This is a genomic window from Shinella sp. CPCC 101442, from assembly GCF_024704725.1.
Lineage (GTDB): Bacteria > Pseudomonadota > Alphaproteobacteria > Rhizobiales > Rhizobiaceae > Shinella.
This window is the reverse complement of record NZ_JALIQS010000007.1, coordinates 181,717-199,120: the sequence shown is the minus strand read 5'-3', so window position 1 is coordinate 199,120 and position 17,404 is coordinate 181,717. Positions and strand designations below refer to the sequence as shown.

15 protein-coding genes and 1 pseudogene are annotated in these 17,404 nt (G+C 62.9%); 11 read left to right on the top strand and 5 right to left on the bottom strand.

Going from position 1 to position 17,404, the window contains the following annotated elements:
• Window positions 1-3: 3 nt before the first annotated feature.
• Both MUO32_RS23300 and MUO32_RS23295 read right to left on the bottom strand, forming a co-directional pair.
• Window positions 4-1,149 (bottom strand): ceramide glucosyltransferase, encoded by a 1,146-nt coding sequence (locus MUO32_RS23300; RefSeq protein WP_257950811.1) that lies wholly within the window; start codon window positions 1,147-1,149, stop codon window positions 4-6.
• 191 nt (window positions 1,150-1,340) lie between these two features.
• The gene (locus MUO32_RS23295; protein ID WP_257950760.1) at window positions 1,341-1,886 is read right to left on the bottom strand and encodes an isochorismatase family protein; all 546 of its coding nucleotides are present in this window, start codon (window positions 1,884-1,886) and stop codon (window positions 1,341-1,343) included.
• A 98-nt stretch (window positions 1,887-1,984) separates the two neighbouring features.
• Here MUO32_RS23295 and MUO32_RS23290 point away from each other — a divergent pair, with 98 nt between their 5' ends.
• A complete protein-coding gene (locus MUO32_RS23290; RefSeq protein WP_257950759.1) occupies window positions 1,985-2,944 on the top strand; it encodes a GlxA family transcriptional regulator in 960 nt (319 codons plus the stop codon).
• On the opposite strand, the gene MUO32_RS23285 is transcribed toward MUO32_RS23290, so the two are convergent.
• The 3 genes from MUO32_RS23285 to MUO32_RS23275 form a co-directional block, all read right to left on the bottom strand.
• A complete protein-coding gene (locus MUO32_RS23285) occupies window positions 2,945-4,348 on the bottom strand; it encodes a bifunctional serine/threonine-protein kinase/universal stress protein (protein WP_257950758.1) in 1,404 nt (467 codons plus the stop codon).
• A complete protein-coding gene (locus tag MUO32_RS23280; protein ID WP_257950757.1) occupies window positions 4,348-5,088 on the bottom strand; it encodes a metallophosphoesterase in 741 nt (246 codons plus the stop codon). The genes MUO32_RS23285 and MUO32_RS23280 overlap by 1 nt, the downstream gene beginning before the upstream one ends.
• Window positions 5,089-5,186: 98 nt before the next feature.
• The gene (locus tag MUO32_RS23275) at window positions 5,187-6,464 is read right to left on the bottom strand and encodes an FAD-binding oxidoreductase (RefSeq protein ID WP_257950756.1); all 1,278 of its coding nucleotides are present in this window, start codon (window positions 6,462-6,464) and stop codon (window positions 5,187-5,189) included.
• A 104-nt stretch (window positions 6,465-6,568) separates the two neighbouring features.
• Here MUO32_RS23275 and MUO32_RS23270 point away from each other — a divergent pair, with 104 nt between their 5' ends.
• The 10 genes and pseudogenes from MUO32_RS23270 to lipA form a co-directional block, all read left to right on the top strand.
• Window positions 6,569-7,462, top strand: a complete 894-nt coding sequence (locus MUO32_RS23270) for a VOC family protein (protein ID WP_257950755.1) — start codon at window positions 6,569-6,571, stop codon at window positions 7,460-7,462.
• A gap of 1 nt (window position 7,463) precedes the next feature.
• Window positions 7,464-8,303, top strand: a complete 840-nt coding sequence (gene kdsA / locus MUO32_RS23265) for a 3-deoxy-8-phosphooctulonate synthase (protein ID WP_257950754.1) — start codon at window positions 7,464-7,466, stop codon at window positions 8,301-8,303.
• Window positions 8,304-8,434: 131 nt separating this feature from the next.
• On the top strand, window positions 8,435-9,709 hold the full coding sequence (gene eno / locus MUO32_RS23260) for a phosphopyruvate hydratase (protein WP_257950753.1): 1,275 nt from the start codon (window positions 8,435-8,437) through the stop codon (window positions 9,707-9,709).
• A 138-nt stretch (window positions 9,710-9,847) separates the two neighbouring features.
• Entirely contained in the window at window positions 9,848-10,156 is a 309-nt protein-coding gene (locus MUO32_RS23255) for a septum formation initiator family protein (RefSeq protein WP_257950752.1), read from the top strand.
• Between the two features lie 148 nt (window positions 10,157-10,304).
• The gene (pdhA, locus tag MUO32_RS23250) at window positions 10,305-11,351 is read left to right on the top strand and encodes a pyruvate dehydrogenase (acetyl-transferring) E1 component subunit alpha (protein WP_257950751.1); all 1,047 of its coding nucleotides are present in this window, start codon (window positions 10,305-10,307) and stop codon (window positions 11,349-11,351) included.
• Between the two features lie 17 nt (window positions 11,352-11,368).
• Window positions 11,369-12,745, top strand: coding sequence for a pyruvate dehydrogenase complex E1 component subunit beta (locus tag MUO32_RS23245; RefSeq protein ID WP_257950750.1), 1,377 nt, complete (start codon window positions 11,369-11,371; stop codon window positions 12,743-12,745).
• A 14-nt stretch (window positions 12,746-12,759) separates the two neighbouring features.
• On the top strand, window positions 12,760-14,094 hold the full coding sequence (locus MUO32_RS23240; RefSeq protein WP_257950749.1) for a pyruvate dehydrogenase complex dihydrolipoamide acetyltransferase: 1,335 nt from the start codon (window positions 12,760-12,762) through the stop codon (window positions 14,092-14,094).
• A 16-nt stretch (window positions 14,095-14,110) separates the two neighbouring features.
• Complete coding sequence (locus tag MUO32_RS23235; RefSeq protein ID WP_069058694.1) at window positions 14,111-14,752, top strand: SGNH/GDSL hydrolase family protein; 642 nt, start codon at window positions 14,111-14,113, stop codon at window positions 14,750-14,752.
• 59 nt (window positions 14,753-14,811) lie between these two features.
• Complete coding sequence (gene lpdA / locus MUO32_RS23230; protein WP_257950748.1) at window positions 14,812-16,257, top strand: dihydrolipoyl dehydrogenase; 1,446 nt, start codon at window positions 14,812-14,814, stop codon at window positions 16,255-16,257.
• A 54-nt stretch (window positions 16,258-16,311) separates the two neighbouring features.
• Window positions 16,312-17,325: pseudogene (lipA, locus tag MUO32_RS23225) on the top strand (lipoyl synthase); the annotation flags it as partial.
• Window positions 17,326-17,404 lie beyond the last annotated feature (79 nt).

The following is a 17,404-nucleotide window of genomic DNA, read 5'->3' as shown; positions in this document are numbered from 1 at the left end:
CCGTCACGAGCCCACCGGGGCTTCCTCGAGTTCGCAGGCATGGGTGCCGATCGTCATCGTGTTGCCGCGCCAGTCGATGGTGCCGCCGATCCAGGCACGCAGCCAGATGGCCGGCATCAAGACATCGCGCACCATCATGGCCGGCACGGACCAGCGTGAAAGACGCCAGCCCTTGGAGCGCGCAAGGGCGGCTTCCGGCAGATAGATGGCAACGAGCACCGCCAGGACCGTCGGAAGAAGCGTCAGGTCGCCGAGGGCGACGGCGGCAAGTGCAAGCAGGAGCGGTGGCAGGACGCCGAGGAGGATTTCCGGCGCAAAGAAACTCGGGAAGGTAACGCGGCGCAGGCGCGACCAGCGAGCCTGGCGCGACCATATCTCCTGCTCCGTGCGTCGGCCGAGCGGCTGCTCGAAGGGTGCGGAGACGAGGTGTACCTTCAGGCCGAGACGGTTCACCAGTTTGGTGGAAGCGGCGTCTTCGGCGATTTCCGCATTCAGGGCATGGATGCCGCCATTGGCATCGAGCATAGGCTTGTACCAGAGCATGCTCTTGCCTTGTGCAAAGCCGAGGCCGATGGCTTCGCCGGCATATTGCCAGCGCGCCTGCTGCGTGTTGAGGAACATGCACTCGACTTCCGCCCAGAACCCCTCCGGGCGCGAGCCGAGCGGCGTGGAGCAGACGAGGCCGGAATCGCTCCGCCAGCTGCCCATCAGGTGCTGGATGTATTCCGGCGGCATCAGCACGTTGGAATCGGCGAGGACGACCCAGTCATGCCGGGCCGCCTGCCAGCCTTTTACGCAGTTGTTGAGTTTCGGATTGGCGCTGATGCGGTCGTCTCCGACGAGGACGCGTGTCTCGACATGCGGATAGGCCGCCGCCGTCTTCTCGATTTCCGGGATGATCGGGTCGTTGCCCTGGGCAACGCAGAACAGCAGCTCGTAGCGTGGCCAGGTGAGGCGGAAAGCGCGTTCCAGCGTCTCGGCTGTAAAATTCTCGATGCCGCGGACGGGAATGACGACGGAGACCGGAGGCTTCTTGCGCAGGTCCGGCGGCAGCGCACCGGCAGCATCCAGCCGCTTGCCGGCTATGAGGATGCTCGCGAGATTGGTCGCGACGAGAGCGCCCGAGGCAAGGGCGAAGGCCTGAGCCATGTCCATTCACGCAGTCTCCGAAAGGCGCTGCGCTCGAGGCGCGTCTGCCGAGGTGCATTCATGCGCGAAGGAACACCATTGTCACATGACAAGGGAATGACGGGAGGAGCGGCGAGGCGTGAAATGCGGGCATCTCCCCTCCGGCCGGAGGCGAAGGGGAGGAAAACATTGCGATTTTCTATGTCCGCTTCTCAGTAAAGGTAAGCAGCGGTGGTCGTGACCTTGCCGTAGCCGAATTCGAGAGCCGACATGATGGTGGCATGCACCTGGGCTGCCGGCACGACCGAATCGCCGAAAGCCTTGTCGCGCGTCGCGCAGGCGTCGTGCACCACGGTCAGATCATAACCGAGATCGGCGGCGGCGCGGGCGGTGGCATCGATGCAGACGTCGCTCATGGCGCCGACGACAACGACCTCCTCGATACCACCGGCTTTCAGCGTTTCCTGCAGCACCGTGTCGCGGAAGGAGTTCGGGTAGTTCTTGATGACGACGGTGTCGCCGGCTTCGGGCGTCACCGCTGCGATCGGGGTGATGCCATCCGTGTCGGGCGCGAAGAGCGGCGAATCGGCTTCCTTCGCGACGTGGTGGACATGGACGATCTTGTCGCCCCGGCTGCGGGCGGCTGCGACGACGCGGGCAGCATTTTCCGCGGCGGCGTCGATGCCATCAAGCGCGAAGCTGCCCGAGGCGAGATAGTCTTTCTGGAGGTCGACGATGATGATGGCTCGCTTGCTCATGGGAAATCCTTGTCCTGAGTTGATGTCGTGGACATTCTGCCTCTATCCTATCCTCTCTCGCCATTGGCGATACCGACATAATCAAGGGTGAAAGTGACATGGCGTCCTCGGCCGAAATCGGACTGGTGCTCTATCCCGGCGCGCAGATGGCGGCCGTGCTGGGCATGACGGACCTTTTCAATTCGGCAACGCATATGGCGCAGGCGAAGTGCGGGGCGGGGGCGGCGATCCGGGTGAGCCATTGGCGGCTGGAGGACGGCAAGCCGGTGCGCACGGCTGCAAGCGACGCGCCGGATATGGCGATGCGGCCGGCCGTGCTCGTGCTGCCGCCGGCACTGGGGGATCCTATCCTCCGCGAGGCGGCGGCACCCTTTGCCGCCTGGTTGCGCGAATGCCACGCCTCGGGCATTCAGCTTGCCTCGATCTGCGCCGGTGCCTTCCTGCTCGGCGAAACGGGCCTGCTCTCAGGTCGCACGATCACCACCAACTGGGTGATTGCGGAAACATTCGAAGTGCGTTTTCCGGATGTGATCGTCGACACCGATCGGCTGCTCAGCGATGACGGTGATATCGTGACGGCGGGGGGCGTGATGGCCTGGGTCGATCTCGGCCTGAAGCTGATCGACCGTTTCCTGGGGCCGACGATCATGCTGGAAGTCGCGCGGCAGTTCGTCGTCGACCCGCCCGGTCGCGAACAACGCTACTACAGCACCTTTTCGCCGCGCCTGCTGCATGGCGATGCGGCCATTCTCAAGGTGCAGCATTTCCTCCAGGCCAACGAGGCGAAGGAGACGGCGGTGGATGTGCTGGCCGCACAGGCGGGGCTGGAAGAGCGCACCTTCCTCAGACGCTTCCGCAAGGCGACGGGGCTGACGACGTCGGATTACTATCAGCGCCTCCGCGTCGCCAAGGCACAGGAACTGTTGCAGTTCACGGCGCGCTCCGTCGATATCGTCGCCCTGGATGTGGGTTACAACGATCCCGGTGCCTTCCGCAAAGTTTTCGCGCGCATTGTCGGGCTGACCCCGGGGGAGTACCGCAAGCGTTTCCGCTCCTGATCATCCGGGGCGCTGGCGGTTGCGCACGACGGTGACGGTGCAGGGCGCGTGCGCGGCCACCTCGCCGGACACGCTGCCGAGCATCGAGCGCATGGCCGATTCGGCCCGCGCGCCCATCACGATATGGTCGACATGGTTCTCGCGGGCATAGGCAAGGATCGCATCGGCCGGCGAGACGGCCTCCAGCACGTGGAAGGTGATGCCGCCGCCGGGTGTCGGCAGGCCTGTGGACCAGGTGCGCAGTTCGACCAGCCGCATCACATGCTTGTTGCGACCTTCCTCATCGAGCGAGGTATCGATGGCGATGCGGTTGATCTTCAGGACGTTGAGGCAGGCGATGCGGGCATCCGGCGTGTTTTCGATGATGCGCGCGACCGTTCGACGCTTCGCCTCGGCAAGCTCGGGCGTGCCGCCTGCAAGGTCGATCGCGACCGCGACGATCGGGGCATTGGAGAGCTGTGTCTCCGCTGTCTGCGGCTTCACGGTCTCGATCGGTACGGGATTGAAGCGGCGACGCAGCACCGTGCCGAGCGGATCACGCTTGATCTTCTCCGCCCGCGCGGTGAGCTTGACGGATGAAAGATCCTGCAGGTCGAGAGCGAGCTGGGCGGCACTCGGATAGCGCCAGGCGGGGTTCACTTCAAGGCAGCGCAGGATGATTTCCTGCAGGGCCGGGGGGATTGACGTGTTGCGGGCGCGTGGCGGCAACGGGTCGCGCCAGAGCCGGCGTTTCAGGCCCTTCAGTCGCTGCGGATCGCCAAAGGGGCGCTCGCCGGTCGCAAAGAAATACAGCATGACGCCGAGCGCGAAAAGGTCACTTCGGAAATCGCTGCGCGTGCCGAGCACCTGCTCGGGCGCCATGTAGGGCGCGGTGCCATAGGGCAGGCGAAACTGCTCGTCCATCAGGTCGGGCAGATGGATATGGCGGGCGAGCCCATAGTCGATGAGGACCGCCTCGCCGCTTTCGCGGAACATGACATTGGAAGGTTTGAGGTCGAGATGCACGACGTTCTGCCTATGCAGCGAATCGAGTGCGGCCGCGACCTGCGCGCCGATGGCGGCGACCTCTTCCGGCGGCAGCGGCAGGCGTTCCAGCAGCGGATAGAGCGAGGTGCCGGGCAGGCGTTCCATGACGATATAGGGAAGTGTCGCGAAATCGCCGTTGGCGACGAAACGCGGCACATGCGGGCCGGAAAGGCGCGGCAGGATCATCTGTTCCATCTCGAAACCGACAATAGCGGCGGGATCGTCGCCTTCGCCGAGGACCGGTACCTTCATGAGGATGGGGTAGGCGATATCCGGCCGCGAGACCTTCCAGATTCGCGCCATGCCGCCATTGTGCGCAAGAGCCTCGACAACAAAACCGTCGATCTCGTCGCCGGGTTTCAACCGCGCCCTTACCATCAGCGTCCCTCGAAAAGTCGGTCGGCGAGCGAGAGCGGCAGACCGGCTGTGCGAATCTTTCCGGCTGCGGTCTCTACATCATAGGCGGTGCGCAGGAAGCGCAGTTCCGCACTATCCGTGTCGTAGAGCGCGAAGGCGGCGCAGGGATTGCCGTCGCGCGGCTGGCCGACGGCGCCCATGACGGCCAGCCAGCGGCGCTGCGGCAGAAGCGGCACGGGCGTTGCGGCGACGGGGCAGAAATGCGTGACCTTGCCGCCGGGGGCGGCGCAGTAGAGCGCAGGCTTGTGAACATGGCCGCAGAAGCTGATGCGCGCCTCGCAGGCGTCCAAGTGCTGGCCGGCATCGCTGGCGTCCAGCACGTAGTTCCAGTCGGACGGCACGCTGGCATCGGCATGCACGAAGAAGCAATCGCCCTCGCGCGCCTTCAAGGGCAGGGCAGCGAGAAAGGCACGCGTGTCGCTGCCGAGCTGCCGGCGGGTCCATTCCAGCGCCATCGTCGCCGTAGAGTTCATCGTTACGTTAGGGTTGCCGACGGCGTCATCATGGTTGCCGCGCAATACGATGGCACCGTCCTGCGCAAGTGCTCTCGTTCTTTCCGCACACCATTCCGGGTCGGCGCCGTAGCCGACGATATCGCCGAGCACGACGAAACGCGCCGCACCTGCCGCCCGTGCCGCCGCCAGCACGGCTTCGAAGGCTTCGCGGTTGCCGTGAATATCGGAGAGGATGGCGAGCAGCATGGTTTTCCTGAGGATTGCAGGTGCCCGAGCATAGCGCGCCTTGTCCTGTGCTGCCATTCAACGGAAGGGGAATATCGCCGCCGCCGGATGGCGTTTCGTCACGGTTTTTCGAAGGCGAAAAGCTCCGCATCGCCATCGCCGTGGCCGGCAATATCAGAGGAGACGATTTCGGCGGCGATCTGGCTGAAGGTGATGCCGTTGCCGCCGAAGCCCATGACGGCAAAGACATTCGGAAGGCTTGGAACACGGCCGATCAGCGGCAGACCGGTACGGGTGACGCCAAAGGGCGCTGCCCAGACGTGATCCGGCTCCGGCAGCGTGATGCCGAGCAGCGCTTCGGCCTTGCGGCGGATGATCTTTGCCTTTCGCTTCAGCTTTGTCCGTGAGCCATAGGCGTCTTCGCTGTCCTCGTCTTCGCCGCCGACGATCAATCGACCGTCCCGAGAGCGGCGCAGGTAGAGATAGGGATCGGCACCCTCCCAGACGATGCAGTCTTTCAGCCAGCCCGGCAGTCTGGTGCCCGGCGGCGTGGCGAGCGCCCATGTGGAGACGATGGCATGGTTCCTGTCCGCCACGGCCTCCAGGAATTCATAGCCGGAGCAGAAAACGGCATACGCCGATGAGAGAATTTCACCCTCCGATGTCGCGAGGAAAACACCGTCAGCTGTCGCACGCACATCGGTGATCTCGAGCGGGCTGACCATTTCGACGCCGCGCGCCATTGCCGCGCGCAGGATCCCCGCGGCCATCTGGGCGGGATTGGCGGATGCGGAGATGTCGCTGAGGATGGCGCCGGTACGTTCTATGGCGAAACGCTCGGCGAGAGTCGCCGTGTCCAGGAAATCAGCCTCTATGCCGGCAGTTTTTCGGTTTTCGACCTCCTTGCGCAGCGCTCGCTGTCCATAGGCGCCGCCTGCAAGGAAGAGGGTCTTCTTGCGCTCGAAGCCGCAGGACAGGTCAAGATCGGCAACGATCTGCGTAAGCTGCTCGACGGCACGGGCGGACCGACGCCAGGCACGCTGGGCGTCAGCTTCGCCGATCATTTCGGTGAGCTTGTGCAGGGGGATATCGATTTCGTGCTGGATCATGGCGGTACTGGCAAGCGTGCTGCCATGAACGGGCTTGCGACGATCGATGACGAGCACGCGGCGCTTTCCATCTGCCAGAGCGTGCGCCATCAGCGCGCCGGAAATGCCGGCGCCGACGATGATGACGTCATAGTCCCGCTGAGAGGGTTTTGGATGCAGGCGTACGGAGAGGCGCGGTGAGTCTGCCCAAAGGGGTCGGGATTCGTGCAAGGGGCGCTGGCGGGTGATGTCCTGGGATTGAGCGATGGCAGAACTCCGGGTGAGATGATCCCCAGCAATGGCCGGCAAGCGGAAAAGTTCCTTCCGTTCCCGATGCGCGCCTTGCGCGCTTGCATTGCAGGCGCAAAGCATGCAAAGCACGGGGCGCCTGAAACACGAGCGGATTTTTAGCCATGACCGTGAGTTCGAGAACGCCCCGCCCGATAGACCATCTGGTGCTGCCGGTGTCCGATCTCGGTGTCGCGCGCGACCGTCTGACCGCGCTGGGGTTTACCGTCGCCAAGGACGCCCGCCATCCCTTCGGCACGGAGAACTGTTGCGTCTTCCTCTCCGATGGCAGCTACCTGGAACCACTCGGCATTGCCAACCGCGAGGAATGCGAGGAAGCGGCGCGCGACGGCAATGCTTTCGTCGCAAGGGACCAGGCCTTCCGCTTTCGTCGCGGTCTCGAAGGTTTTTCCGGCATCGCCATGGCAACGTCGGACGCGCGGGACGATGACAGGCGCTATGGAGCGGCCGGGCTTTCCGGCGGCTCGGTCCTTGAGTTTTCCCGCGACATGCTGCTGCCCGACGGCACGTCGGCCACCGGCAGCTTCCGGCTCGCCTTTGCCGCGGATCTGCGCAGCCCCGATTTCTTTTTCTTCGCCTCGCAACGCGTCCTGCCGCTGCCCTCCGACCGCAAGGCGCTGGAAGAGCACGAGAACGGCGTTGTTGCTCTTGGCGAGGTCGTTTTGTCCGAGCAAAACCCTACGGATTTTCAGTATCTGGTGCAGGAAGCGGCGGATGAGCGCGAGGTCGAGGCATTGTCCTTCGGCATGTCCGTGGATACGCCGCGTGGCCGCATCACCGTTCTGAACGATGCCGGGCTTGAAGGTTTCTACGGTATTGCGCCGACATCCGGAGCGGACCGTGGCTTGAAGGGGCGGGCGGTCGTCTTCAAGGTTGCCAGCCTCGAAGCCTGTCAGCGCGTACTTACGCAGCGTGGTGTCATGTTACAGATACGCGACAACCGTATCGTGGTGCCGCCGGCGCCCGGTCAGGGCGTCCATTTTGTCTTCGGAGAATAAAATGCAAACAAACTCGACCGTCATCGTCGGCGAAGGGCCGAAGAAGGTCACCTTTTCGCAGGCCGCGCGCTTTTCGCTGATTGCCGGCCCCTGCCAGATGGAAAGCCGCGACCATGCCTATATGATGGCCGGCGCGCTCGTCGAAATGACCGACAAACTCGGCATTGGCCTCGTCTACAAATCCTCCTTCGACAAGGCGAACCGCACCTCGCTTTCCGGCAAGCGCGGCATCGGGCTCGACAAGGCACTGGAAATCTTCGCCGACCTCAAGAAGGATTTCGGCTTTCCCGTCGTGACGGACATCCATACGGAAGAGCAGTGCGCGATCGTCGCGAAGACCGTCGATATGTTGCAGATCCCCGCCTTCCTGTCGCGCCAGACCGATCTGCTGGTCGCCGCCGCCAAGACCGGCCGCGTCATCAACGTCAAGAAGGGCCAGTTTCTCGCTCCCTGGGACATGAAGAACGTGCTCGCGAAATTCACCGAGAGCGGCAACCCGAATGTCATGCTCTGCGAGCGCGGCGCCTCCTTCGGCTACAACACGCTCGTCTCCGACATGCGCTCGCTGCCGATCATGGCCTCGCTCGGCGCGCCCGTCGTGTTCGACGCGACCCATTCCGTGCAGCAGCCGGGCGGGCAGGGCGGTTCGTCGGGTGGCGACCGGAAATTCGTCGAGACGCTGTCGCGTGCCGCGATTGCGGTCGGTATCGCCGGCCTCTTCGTCGAGACGCATGAGGATCCCGACAATGCGCCCTCTGACGGCCCGAACATGGTGCATCTGAAAGACATGCCGCGGCTTCTGGAAAAGCTGGTGGCCTTCGACGACATCGCCAAGGCGTGAGACACTTCAAACGGATGACACGATCCCGTGTCATCCGTTTTTTCTTGGGCGCAAACGCCATTGTAATTTCTGCATCCTCGATTAAAAGTGGATTTTAATCGATTAATAAACCCCGAACCAGGACGATATCCATGACTGCTATCATCGACATCATCGGCCGCGAGATTCTCGACAGCCGCGGCAACCCCACCGTTGAAGTGGACGTGCACCTCGAGGATGGCAGCTTCGGCCGCGCGGCCGTTCCGTCGGGTGCATCGACCGGCGCGCACGAAGCCGTCGAACTTCGCGACGGTGGCAAGCGCTACCTCGGCAAGGGTGTCGAAAATGCCGTCGCCGCCGTCAACGGCGAAATCTTCGAAGCGATCGGCGGCCTCGAGGCCGAAGACCAGATCGCCGTCGACCAGACGATGATCGAACTCGACGGTACGCCGAACAAGGCACGCCTCGGCGCCAACGCCATCCTCGGCGTTTCGCTCGCCGTCGCCAAGGCCGCCTCTGAGGCCGCCAACCTGCCGCTCTACCGCTATGTCGGCGGCCCGAACGCCCGTATCCTGCCGGTGCCGATGATGAACATCATCAATGGCGGCGCGCATGCCGACAATCCGATCGACTTCCAAGAATTCATGATCGTTCCTGTTGGCGCCGACAACATCCGCGACGCCGTGCGCATGGGCTCGGAAGTCTTCCATACACTGAAGAAGCAGCTTGCTGCCGACGGCCACAACACCAATGTCGGTGACGAAGGCGGCTTCGCGCCGGGCCTCGCTTCGGCTCCGGCTGCCCTCGACTTCATCATGAAGTCGATCGAGAAGGCCGGCTACCGTCCGGGCGAGGACATGTACATCGCGCTCGATTGCGCCTCGACCGAATTCTTCAAGGACGGCAAATACGTGCTTGAAGGCGAAGGCCGCACGCTGGAACCGGAAGCCATGGCTGAATACCTGGCAGAGCTTGCCGGCAAGTATCCGATCTTCTCGATCGAGGACGGCATGGCGGAAGACGACTGGGACGGCTGGAAGTCGCTGACCGACAAGATCGGCAAGAAGGTTCAGCTCGTGGGTGACGACCTGTTCGTCACCAACTCGTCCCGCCTGCGCGACGGCATCAAGATGGGCGTCGCCAACTCGATCCTCGTCAAGGTCAACCAGATCGGTTCGCTTTCCGAGACGCTCGACGCCGTCGAGACCGCGCACAAGGCGAGCTATACGGCCGTCATGTCGCACCGTTCCGGCGAAACCGAGGATTCGACGATCGCCGACCTCGCCGTCGCCACCAACTGCGGTCAGATCAAGACCGGCTCGCTCGCTCGCTCCGACCGTACCGCCAAGTACAACCAGCTGATCCGCATCGAGGAACAGCTCGGTCCGCAGGCGAAGTATGCCGGCCGCGGCATCCTGCGCGGCTGATCGAAAAACAGTTTTTCCGAAACGGCAAAACCCGCATCGCAAGGTGCGGGTTTTTTCTTTGCCCGGTCCATCATGGTCAATGGTCGGTTAACCGCTCGGCGCTAGTGTGGAAATCGTATTGCGTATCGGGGCACGTGCATGTGGACCAAACATCATAAAAAGCGGAAATTCGGGCGGCTCACGCTGCCGGTAATTACGGTCGCATTCCTTTCCTACTTCGGGTATCATTCCGTGCATGGCGACTTCGGTTTGCGCGGAATGGAGGATTTCGAGCGACAGAGAGTGGAACGGCAGGCGCGTCTGGACGTGCTCGTGCGGCAGCGCCAGATCCTGGAAAAAGAAGTGGCTCTGATGAGTGATGGTTCGCTCGAGCGTGACATGCTCGACGAGAAGGCGCGCTCGTATCTCAATATGTCCAGAGCCGACGAAATCGTTATTTTCCACTGATATAGTCGATTAACTGAAATCTTGTTAATCGTAAATATGCCTTACTAATCAGCGGCTTGCGCGGAATATAAGCCATGCATTTATAGCATTGCTACGCCGGGCATTCTTCCCTATGGTTTCGTCAAAAGGGCAACCAAGGGAGGAACCGATGGCTCCGCGTAAAACCGCGTCCACGTCCAGCCGCAAGACTGCGGCAAAGCCTGCGAAGAAAGACTTCACCGGCGGTACGATCGCCGAATTCTCCAGGGAAGATGACCTCAAGGCCTATCGCGAGATGCTGTTCATCCGGCGTTTCGAGGAGAAGGCCGGCCAACTCTACGGCATGGGCTTCATCGGCGGCTTCTGTCACCTCTACATCGGTCAGGAAGCTGTCGTCGTCGGCATGCAGCTGGCGTTGAAGGAAGGCGATCAGGTCATCACCGGTTATCGCGACCACGGCCACATGCTCGCTTGCGGTATGGATGCGCGCGGCGTGATGGCGGAACTGACCGGACGCCGGGGCGGCCTTTCCAAGGGCAAGGGCGGCTCCATGCACATGTTCTCCAAGGAGAAGCATTTCTACGGCGGCCACGGCATCGTCGGCGCGCAGGTCTCGCTCGGCACGGGCCTCGCCTTCGCCAACAAGTACCGCGGCAACGACAATGTCTCGCTCGCCTATTTCGGCGACGGCGCTGCCAACCAGGGCCAGGTCTACGAAAGCTTCAACATGGCAGCGCTCTGGAAGCTGCCGGTGATCTACGTGATCGAGAACAACCGCTACGCCATGGGCACCGCCGTTTCGCGAGCCTCCGCCCAGACCGACTTCTCCCATCGCGGTGCTTCCTTCAACATCCCCGGCTTCCAGGTGGATGGCATGGATGTGCGCGCGGTAAAGGCCGCCGCCGACGAGGCCGTCGAACATTGCCGCTCGGGCAAGGGTCCGGTCATCCTGGAAATGCAGACCTACCGCTATCGCGGCCACTCCATGTCCGACCCGGCGAAGTATCGCTCGAAGGATGAAGTGCAGAAGATGCGCTCGGAGCACGACCCGATCGAGCAGGTCCGCGCGCGCCTTCTGGAAAACAAGTGGGCCACCGAAGACGATCTCAAGCAGATCGACAAGGACGTCCGTGACATCGTCGCCGACAGCGCCGATTTCGCGCAGGCCGATCCGGAGCCGGATGCATCCGAACTCTACACCGACATCCTGCTGTAATCCGGGGAGGGACACCAATGCCAATCGAGATTCTCATGCCCGCCCTGTCTCCGACCATGGAAGAGGGCACGCTCTCCAAGTGGATCAAGAACGAGGGTGACACCGTCAAGTCCGGCGACGTGATCGCTGAAATCGAAACCGACAAGGCGACGATGGAAGTCGAAGCCGTCGATGAAGGCGTGATCGGCAAGATCCTGATCGCCGCCGGCACCGAAGGCGTCAAGGTCAACACGGCGATTGCCGTGCTGCTGCAGGATGGCGAAAGCGCCGACGCCGTTGCTGCGCCGAAGGCTGCCGCCGCTGAAAAGCCGGCGGAAGCGCCTGCTACCGCTCCGGCCGCTGCCGCAGCACCCGTTCCCGCCCAGCCGAAGGGCGAAGTCGCCGCCGATCCGGATATCCCGGCCGGCACGGAAATGGTGATGACGACGGTGCGCGAAGCGCTGCGCGACGCCATGGCCGAGGAAATGCGCGCTGACGACAAGGTCTTCGTCATGGGTGAGGAGGTCGCCGAATATCAGGGCGCCTACAAGATCACCCAGGGTCTTCTCCAGGAATTCGGCGCCCGCCGCGTCATCGACACGCCGATCACCGAACACGGCTTTGCCGGCGTCGGTGTCGGTGCGGCCATGACCGGCCTCAAGCCGATCGTCGAGTTCATGACCTTCAACTTCGCCATGCAGGCGATCGACCAGATCATCAACTCCGCCGCCAAGACGCTCTACATGTCGGGTGGCCAGATGGGTGCGCCGATGGTCTTCCGCGGCCCGAATGGCGCGGCTGCCCGCGTCGCGGCCCAGCACTCGCAGTGCTATGCCGCCTGGTACAGCCAGATTCCGGGCCTCAAGGTCGTCATGCCCTATACGGCCGCCGATGCGAAGGGCCTGCTGAAGGCCGCCATCCGCGATCCGAACCCGGTCATCTTCCTCGAAAACGAAATCCTCTACGGCCAGAGTTTTGAAGTGCCGAAGATGGACGACTTCGTCCTGCCGATTGGCAAGGCGCGTATCCACAAGAAGGGCAATGACGTCACCGTCGTCTCCTTCGGTATCGGTATGACCTATGCCCTTAAGGCAATCGCGGAACTCGAGAAGGACGGCATCGACGTCGAACTGATCGACCTGCGCACCATCCGCCCGATGGATCTGCCGACCGTCATCGAATCGGTCAAGAAGACCGGCCGCCTCGTCACCGTGGAAGAAGGCTATCCGCAGTCCTCCGTCGGCACCGAGATCGCGACCCGCGTCATGCAGCAGGCCTTCGATTATCTCGATGCGCCGATCCTGACGATTGCGGGCAAGGACGTTCCGATGCCCTACGCCGCGAACCTCGAAAAGCTGGCGCTGCCGAATGTCGGTGAAGTCGTCCAGGCGGTCAAAACCGTCTGCTACAAATAAGGGGAGGGTTGAGTATGCCGATCAACATCACGATGCCGGCCCTTTCGCCCACCATGGAAGAGGGCAATCTTGCCAAGTGGCTCGTCAAGGAAGGCGACACCGTGAAATCCGGTGACGTCATCGCCGAGATTGAGACCGACAAGGCGACGATGGAAGTCGAAGCCGTCGACGAGGGCGTTGTCGCCAAGCTCGTCGTGCCGGCCGGTACGGAAGGCGTGAAGGTCAACAGCCTCATCGCCATCCTCGCCGCCGATGGCGAAGATGTTGGCGCTGCCGCCGCTGGTGGCGGTGGTTCGACCGCGCCGAAGGCGGAAGCCAAGGCTGCGGAAGTGCCGAAGGAAGCCGAAAAGCCGCCTGCTGCCGCTCCGGCTCCCGCTGCTACGAAAACTTTGGACAACGGCAATAGAGTTGGCAATGGTATCTCCCCACTTGCCCGTCGTATCGCCAAGGAAGCCGGTATCGACGCTATGTCGATCAAGGGTTCCGGCCCGAACGGTCGCGTGATCAAGCGGGACGTCGAGGCTGCCATCGCCTCTGGCGGTGCCAAGCCCGTCGCTGCCGCAGGCCCGGCTGCTGCCGCCTCGGCCGCTCCGGCCGCTGCCCCGAAGGGCATGTCGGAAGAATCCGTGCTCAAGCTGTTCGAGCAGGGTTCCTACGACCTCGTGCCGCATGACGGCATGCGCAAGACCATTGCCAAGCGCCTGCAGGAATCCAAGCAGACGATCCCGCACTTCTACGTCTCGGTCGATGTCGAGCTCGACGCGCTTCTGGCGCTGCGTGCCCAGATCAACAGTTCCGCACCGGAGAAGGACGGCAAGCCGGCCTACAAGCTCTCGGTCAACGACATGGTGATCAAGGCCATGGCACTTGCCCTGCGCGATGTGCCGGATGCCAACGTCTCCTGGACCGACACCAATATGGTGAAGCACAAGCATGCCGATGTCGGTGTTGCCGTGTCGATCCCGGGCGGTCTGATCACCCCGATCATCCGCAAGGCGGAGCTGAAGAGCCTGTCTGCCATCTCCAACGAGATGAAGGACCTCGGCAAGCGCGCCAAGGAACGCAAGCTGAAGCCGGAAGAATACCAGGGCGGCACGACTGCGGTCTCCAACATGGGCATGATGGGCGTCTCGAATTTCGCTGCCGTCGTCAACCCGCCGCACGCGACGATCCTGGCGGTTGGTGCCGGCACGGAGCGGGTCGTGGTCAAGAAGGGCCAGATGGTCATTGTCAACGCGATGACGGTCACGCTCTCCACCGACCACCGCGCCGTCGACGGAGCGCTCGGTGCCGAACTGCTCGGTGCCTTTAAGCGCTACATCGAAAGCCCGATGGGGATGCTCGTCTGATACGCGGGGTGCGGCCATGAAGACGGTTCTCTGCTACGGCGACAGCCTGACCTGGGGTTACAGTGCGGAAACGCTCGACCGGCATGCCTTCGAGGATCGCTGGCCGAGCGTGCTCGCAAAGGCTCTGGGACCTGATGTCACCGTCATCGCAGAGGGCCTGAACGGCCGCACCACCGCCTATGACGATCATCTGGCGGATTGCGACCGCAACGGCGTGCGCATCCTGCCGACGATCCTGCACAGCCACGATCCGATCGACCTCGTCATCCTTCTGCTCGGCGCCAACGACATGAAGCCGACGATCTGCGGAACGGCATTTGGCGCGGTGCGCGGCGTGGAACGGCTGGTGGAGCTGGTGCGTCACCACGCCTGGTCGTTCAGCGGCGAGGGCGGGCCGGAGATCCTCATCGTTTCGCCGCCGCCGATCTGCGAGACGGCGAACGTTGCCTTTTCGGCGATGTATACCGGTGGCGTCGAACAGTCGGCGATGCTGGCGACACTTTACGCGGACCTCGCGGATGAGACCGGTTGCGGCTTCTTCGATGCCGGGTCGGTCGCCAGGACAACGCCGCTCGATGGCGTGCACCTCGATGCTGAAAACACACGGGCGATTGGCCGCGGGCTCGAGCCCGTCGTGCGCATGATGCTCGGATTGTAAAAAGACAACAGGCGGCAGCAGCAATCCGCGCGCGGCCCAGAGAAAAGGCAGGAAACGACATGGCTCAGACTTACGACGTCATCGTTATCGGTTCGGGTCCGGGCGGCTACATTGCCGCGATCCGCGCCGCCCAGTTGGGCCTGAAGACGGCCATCGTCGAGCGCGAGCACCTCGCCGGCATCTGCTCCAACTGGGGTTGCATTCCGACCAAGGCGCTGCTGCGCTCCGCGGAAATCTTCCACTACGCACAGCACCCGGGTGACTACGGCATCAAGATCGAAGGCTCGGTGACGCCGGACCTCAAGGCGATCGTTGCCCGCTCGCGTGGCATTGCGCAGCGCATGAACGGCGGCGTCGGCTTCCTGATGAAGAAGAACAAGGTCGACATCATCTGGGGTGAGGCGAAGATCACCAAGCCGGGTGAGATCGTCGTGTCCAAGACGGCGAAGGCCATCCAGCAGCCGCAGGCGCCGCTGCCGAAGACCGTTCTGCCGGAAGGCACCTATACGGCCAAGCACATCGTCATCGCGACCGGTGCGCGTCCGCGTGCACTGCCGGGCATCGAACCGGATGGCAAGCTGATCTGGACCTATTTCGAGGCGATGAAGCCGGAAGAAATGCCGAAGTCGCTGCTCGTCATGGGCTCGGGCGCCATCGGCATCGAATTCGCGTCCTTCTACCGCACGCTTGGTGTCGACGTGACCGTCGTCGAAGTCATGAAGACGGTGATGCCGGTTGAGGACGTTGAAATCTCCGCGCTCGCCAAGAAGCAGTTCGAGAAGCAGGGCATGAAGATCCATCTGGAGGCCAAGGTCACCAAGGTGGAGAAGGGTGCCAACTCGATTACGGCCCATGTCGAAATGAAGGACGGCAAGGTCGAGAAGATCACCGCCGACCGCATGATCTCCGCCGTCGGCGTGCAGGCGAATGTGGAAAACATCGGCCTTGAGGCGCTCGGCGTGAAGACAGACCGCGGCTTCATCGCCATCGACGGCTACGGCAAGACCAACGTGCCGGGCATCTACGCCATCGGCGATGTCGCCGGTCCCCCGATGCTCGCCCACAAGGCCGAGCACGAGGCCGTCATCTGCATCGAGAAGATCGCCGGCCTTCCGAACGTCCACCCGATGGACAAGTCCAAGATCCCGGGCTGCACCTATTGCCACCCGCAGGTTGCCTCCGTCGGCCTCACGGAAGCCAAGGCCAAGGAGCAGGGCCGCGACATCCGTGTCGGCCGTTTTCCCTTCGTCGCCAATGGCAAGGCCATCGCGCTCGGCGAAGACCAAGGCCTCGTCAAGACGATCTTCGACAAGAAGACTGGCGAGTTGCTCGGCGCCCACCTCGTGGGTGCGGAAGTGACCGAACTGATCCAGGGTTTCGTCATCGCCATGAACCTCGAGACGACCGAGGAAGAGCTGATGCACACGATCTTCCCGCATCCGACGATTTCCGAAACGCTGAAGGAAAGCGTGCTGGATGCCTATGGGCGTGCGTTGAACGCTTGAACGTGCTAAAGCCCGCCTCCACATGAGGCGGGCTCATCTTTTCAGTGTCCGCAGGACAGGCGCAAAGCCTGCCAGGAAAGTGGAAACGACATGGTCACCATTCTCGACCGCACCAATCCTTCGCCCGATGCCAAGCGGGTGCGCCATCCGGAAAAGGCCAAGCGGCCGGACACGGAAGTGCTGCGCAAGCCGGAATGGATTCGCGTGCGCGCACCGGTCTCCAAGGGCTACCAGGAGACGCGCGATCTCGTGCGCTCGCATAAGCTGGTGACGGTGTGCGAAGAGGCGGGTTGCCCGAATATCGGCGAGTGCTGGGACAAGAAGCACGCGACCTTCATGATCATGGGCGAGATCTGTACCCGCGCCTGCGCCTTCTGCAACGTGGCGACGGGCAAGCCGAATGCGCTCGACATGGCGGAGCCCGAAAACGTCGCCAAGGCCGTCAAGCAGATGGGCCTGAGCCATGTCGTCATCACCTCGGTGGATCGCGACGATCTGGATGACGGCGGCGCGGAACATTTCGAAAAGGTGATCTGGGCCATCCGCGCGGCCTCACCGCTGACGACCATCGAAATCCTCACGCCGGACTTCCTGAAGAAGCCAGGCGCACTGGAGCGCGTCGTTGCCGCCAAGCCCGACGTCTTCAACCACAACATGGAAACCGTGCCGGGCAACTACCTGACGGTCCGTCCGGGCGCGCGCTATTTCCACTCCGTGCGCCTCCTGCAGCGCGTGAAGGAACTCGACCCGACGATGTTCACCAAGTCGGGCATCATGGTGGGCCTGGGTGAAGAGCGCAACGAAGTGCTCCAGCTGATGGACGACCTTCGCACCGCCGACGTCGATTTCCTCACCATCGGCCAGTACCTCCAGCCGACGCGCAAGCACCATGCCGTCATGAGCTTCGTGACGCCGGAGGAGTTCAAGTCCTATGAGACTGTCGCCTATTCCAAGGGCTTCCTGATGGTCTCGTCGAGCCCGCTGACGCGCTCCTCGCATCATGCCGGCGATGACTTCGCCCGCCTCCGGGCCGCTCGCGAGCGCAAGCTTCTGGCTGCGGCGGAATAGATTTTTCAAACACCTCCTCTAAACCCGCCGTCCTCCCGACGGCGGGTTTTTTGTTTCAGGAGAAGGCGATGACGGTTGC

Excerpts from the sequence above, each read along its gene's own strand:
- MUO32_RS23300 (WP_257950811.1), bottom strand. The coding sequence starts at position 1,149 with ATGGCTCAGGCCTTCGCCCTTGCCTCGGGCGCTCTCGTCGCGACCAAT.
- MUO32_RS23295 (WP_257950760.1), bottom strand. The coding sequence starts at position 1,886 with ATGAGCAAGCGAGCCATCATCATCGTCGACCTCCAGAAAGACTATCTC.
- MUO32_RS23290 (WP_257950759.1), top strand. The coding sequence starts at position 1,985 with ATGGCGTCCTCGGCCGAAATCGGACTGGTGCTCTATCCCGGCGCGCAG.
- MUO32_RS23285 (WP_257950758.1), bottom strand. The coding sequence starts at position 4,348 with ATGGTAAGGGCGCGGTTGAAACCCGGCGACGAGATCGACGGTTTTGTT.
- MUO32_RS23280 (WP_257950757.1), bottom strand. The coding sequence starts at position 5,088 with ATGCTGCTCGCCATCCTCTCCGATATTCACGGCAACCGCGAAGCCTTC.
- MUO32_RS23270 (WP_257950755.1), top strand. The coding sequence starts at position 6,569 with ATGACCGTGAGTTCGAGAACGCCCCGCCCGATAGACCATCTGGTGCTG.
- kdsA (WP_257950754.1), top strand. The coding sequence starts at position 7,464 with ATGCAAACAAACTCGACCGTCATCGTCGGCGAAGGGCCGAAGAAGGTC.
- eno (WP_257950753.1), top strand. The coding sequence starts at position 8,435 with ATGACTGCTATCATCGACATCATCGGCCGCGAGATTCTCGACAGCCGC.
- MUO32_RS23255 (WP_257950752.1), top strand. The coding sequence starts at position 9,848 with ATGTGGACCAAACATCATAAAAAGCGGAAATTCGGGCGGCTCACGCTG.
- pdhA (WP_257950751.1), top strand. The coding sequence starts at position 10,305 with ATGGCTCCGCGTAAAACCGCGTCCACGTCCAGCCGCAAGACTGCGGCA.
- MUO32_RS23245 (WP_257950750.1), top strand. The coding sequence starts at position 11,369 with ATGCCAATCGAGATTCTCATGCCCGCCCTGTCTCCGACCATGGAAGAG.
- MUO32_RS23240 (WP_257950749.1), top strand. The coding sequence starts at position 12,760 with ATGCCGATCAACATCACGATGCCGGCCCTTTCGCCCACCATGGAAGAG.
- MUO32_RS23235 (WP_069058694.1), top strand. The coding sequence starts at position 14,111 with ATGAAGACGGTTCTCTGCTACGGCGACAGCCTGACCTGGGGTTACAGT.
- lpdA (WP_257950748.1), top strand. The coding sequence starts at position 14,812 with ATGGCTCAGACTTACGACGTCATCGTTATCGGTTCGGGTCCGGGCGGC.